Source organism: Dietzia cercidiphylli (assembly GCF_014145145.1).
Lineage (GTDB): Bacteria > Actinomycetota > Actinomycetes > Mycobacteriales > Mycobacteriaceae > Dietzia > Dietzia natronolimnaea.
The window spans coordinates 1-2,712 of sequence record NZ_JAALEA010000176.1 but is presented as its reverse complement, the minus strand read 5'-3'; the positions used below and the strand labels follow the sequence as shown (position 1 = coordinate 2,712).

The 2,712-nt window shown below is 70.4% G+C and carries 3 protein-coding genes; 1 reads left to right on the top strand and 2 read right to left on the bottom strand.

The annotated features are described in order from the left end of the window. Positions 1-865, top strand: an 865-nt coding sequence (locus tag G6028_RS06975) for an MFS transporter (RefSeq protein WP_182658430.1), incomplete at its 5' end; no start/stop codon positions are given. Between the two features lie 156 nt (positions 866-1,021). Here the strand turns inward: G6028_RS06975 and G6028_RS06970 are convergent. Continuing rightward, on the bottom strand, positions 1,022-1,687 hold the full coding sequence (locus G6028_RS06970; RefSeq protein ID WP_182658429.1) for a hypothetical protein: 666 nt from the start codon (positions 1,685-1,687) through the stop codon (positions 1,022-1,024). 97 nt (positions 1,688-1,784) lie between these two features. Continuing rightward, positions 1,785-2,712, bottom strand: a 928-nt coding sequence (locus G6028_RS06965; RefSeq protein ID WP_182658428.1) for an FAD-dependent oxidoreductase, incomplete at its 5' end; no start/stop codon positions are given.

Genomic DNA, 2,712 nt, shown 5'->3' with positions numbered 1-2,712 from the left:
GGCCGCGACCAACGCCCCCGCGCCGGTGACACCGCCGCGGAAGCCAGCACGCCGCCGCCTCGACCTGGACCCGGTCGGAATCGTGCTGCTCGGGGCGGCCGTGCTCTCGGTGATGCTGCCCTTCCTCAACCGCGGGGCCCACCCCGCGCTGTGGGCGCTGGTGCCGCTCGGGGTGGCCCTGCTCGCGGCGTTCGCCTGGTGGGAGCGCCACTACGAGCGGGTCGGTCGCCCGCCGCTGGTCAATCCCGAGATCTTCCGCGACCCGGCGTTCCGCAACGGCATGATCATCGTCTCGATCTACTTCATGGGCGGGACCAGCCTGTGGATCGTGATGCCCATGTACCTGCAGTTCCACCTGGGGTACGCGCCGATCGACTCCGCATTGGTGAGCCTGCCCGCCTCGATCTGTGCCGCGGTGTCCGCCCAGGTCGCGGGACGGTTCGTGCTGAAGCTCGGGCGTCGGTTGGTGATCGTGGGGTTCTGTCTCACCCTCACCGCACTGGCCACATTCATCCTGCTGGCGGGGTTGGTCGAATCCGGGGCGGTGGGCTACCTGATCTTCATGGCTCCCGCCGCGCTGATGGGCACCGCCCAGGGAATGACCATCTCCCCCAATCAGACGTTGACGCTGCGGGCGGTCGACCCCGCGTACGGAGGGGTGGCCGGGAGCATCATCTCACTGGGCCAGCGCATGGGCACCGCCATCGGCACGGCGGTCGTTCCCGGCGTGCTGTTCTGGATCGTCGAGTCCCAGGACGACTGGCTGCTCGCGTTCCGGGCGGCCCTGGGATTGATCGCCGCGCTGGCCGCGGGAGCGCTGGCGTTCAGCGTCGTCGACCGCCGCCGCGAGAAGCGCTGCGCCTGAGTGGCCTCGCTGTTCGGTCCACGCACCAGACTCGCGGCCCCGAACTCGCCTGTGGGGTCGCTCCACACGCCGATCGGGTGTCATCCGAACCGCGTTTGTAGGTCGACTCCGCGAGCTCGCACCTGGAAATTCACAGATCCCCGCGAAACACCGGGGCTAGCTGCCATTCAACGAGACGGCCTGCCGGGAGACGGTGAACCGCTCGCCGCTGCCTGAGTCTTCGCAGGTCATTCCGTCTTCTCGGCTGGTGCAGGTCACCTGGCCGTCGGAGGTGGCCTGACCGTAGGGCAGGACGGGGAGGCTTGAAGGGCCTCCCCGGTAGTCGAAGGGCTGCCCGCCGGCGCACATGCCCTGCACCGCCCGGCCGCGGGAGTCGACCGCTGCGGCCCCCTCCATCGATGACACCCCTCCCTGGCAAGTCGGCCTTGGCGCCTGTCCGCTGAAGCTGCCGACGTAGCAGGCCGCGCGTGGTGTGCTGTCCCCTCCGAAGACCGCGGCAAACTGGCCTCCGACCTGGCAGACGATGTTGCCGGTCGGCGATTGGAAGACGTCGTAGGAGTATGCCGGCGCCTGGCCCGCCGCCTCTGTGGCCTGAGCCGGTCCCGGGGTCTTGTTCGCCGGGGTGTCGTCGGCGCCTGGCGCCGCGGCGGCACTGGTGACCCACTCCCGTGGTTCGGTGTGGGCAACGCTCGCCTCGGGGACTGCTGTGGACTCGGGGCTGCGATCGACGATGAACCAGACCAATGCGGCGGCGGCTACGGCGAGCACCACGACGAGGAGGGCCAACCCGGTCACGAGGCGACGGTGCGCGGCGTCAGACATAGGATAAAGGTTAGTTGATTTAAATCGTAGAGCGCACCAATGCGGGAATGGCCTCAGACGCAGAGGCCGCAACGGCCATCCGCCCTTGGCGAGCGCCTCAGAGGGTGGCCGCGAGCTCCACGCCCTGTTTGATGGCGCGTTTGGCGTCCAGCTCGGCGGCCACGTCGGCGCCGCCGATCACGTGGACCCGGCTCCCCGCCGCGGCTCCGGGACCGGCCAACTCATCGGCGAGGTCGCGCACCGACTCCTGGCCCGCGCACACCACGACAGAGTCCACCGGAACGACCTGATGAGCGCCCTCGGCGTCGAGGATGTGCAGCCCGTCGTCGTCGATCTTCTCGTAGGTCACCCCGGTGTACTGCTGGACTCCGCCCGACTTGAGCTCGGCGCGGTGGACCCAGCCGGTCGTCTTGCCCAGGCCCTTGCCGATCGAGGTGGTCTTGCGCTGGAGCAGATGCACCTCGTGCGCGGGGTCGTCCAGGACAGCGGTGCCCAGGCCCGCGCGATCGACGGCCGGGTCCGTCACCCCCCAGTGCCGCTTCCACGCCTCTACGTCGGTGGAGTGTCCGTGGGCGCGGCGGCCGTCGAGATCCAATCCCGGCCCGCCGGCCAGCAGGAATCCCGAGACGTCGACGCCGATCCCGCCGGCACCGATCACGGCCACGCGTCGACCGGGCCTGCGCGTACCGGTGAGCAGCTCGGGGTAGGTCATGACCATCGGATGGTCGGCGCCCGGCAGGTCCAGCTCGCGCGGGCGGACGCCGGTCGCCACGACCACGTGGTCGAACCCGGCCAGATCCGAGGCGGCGGCGCGCCGGCCCAGGTGTACGGGAACCCCGAGAACGTCGAGGCGGCGGCTGAAGTAGGCCAGGGACGCCGCGAACTCCTCCTTGCCCGGTACGCGCATGGCGTAGCGGAACTGCCCCCCGATCTCGTCCTCGGCCTCGAACACCTCCACGGCCAACCCGCGTGACGCGGCCGCCTCCGCGCAGGCCAGGCCGGCCGGGCCCGCACCCACGACGGCC

What these genes read in the sequence shown, in the direction of transcription:
- G6028_RS06970 (WP_182658429.1), bottom strand. Translation starts at nt 1,687, where the DNA reads ATGTCTGACGCCGCGCACCGTCGCCTCGTGACCGGGTTGGCCCTCCTC.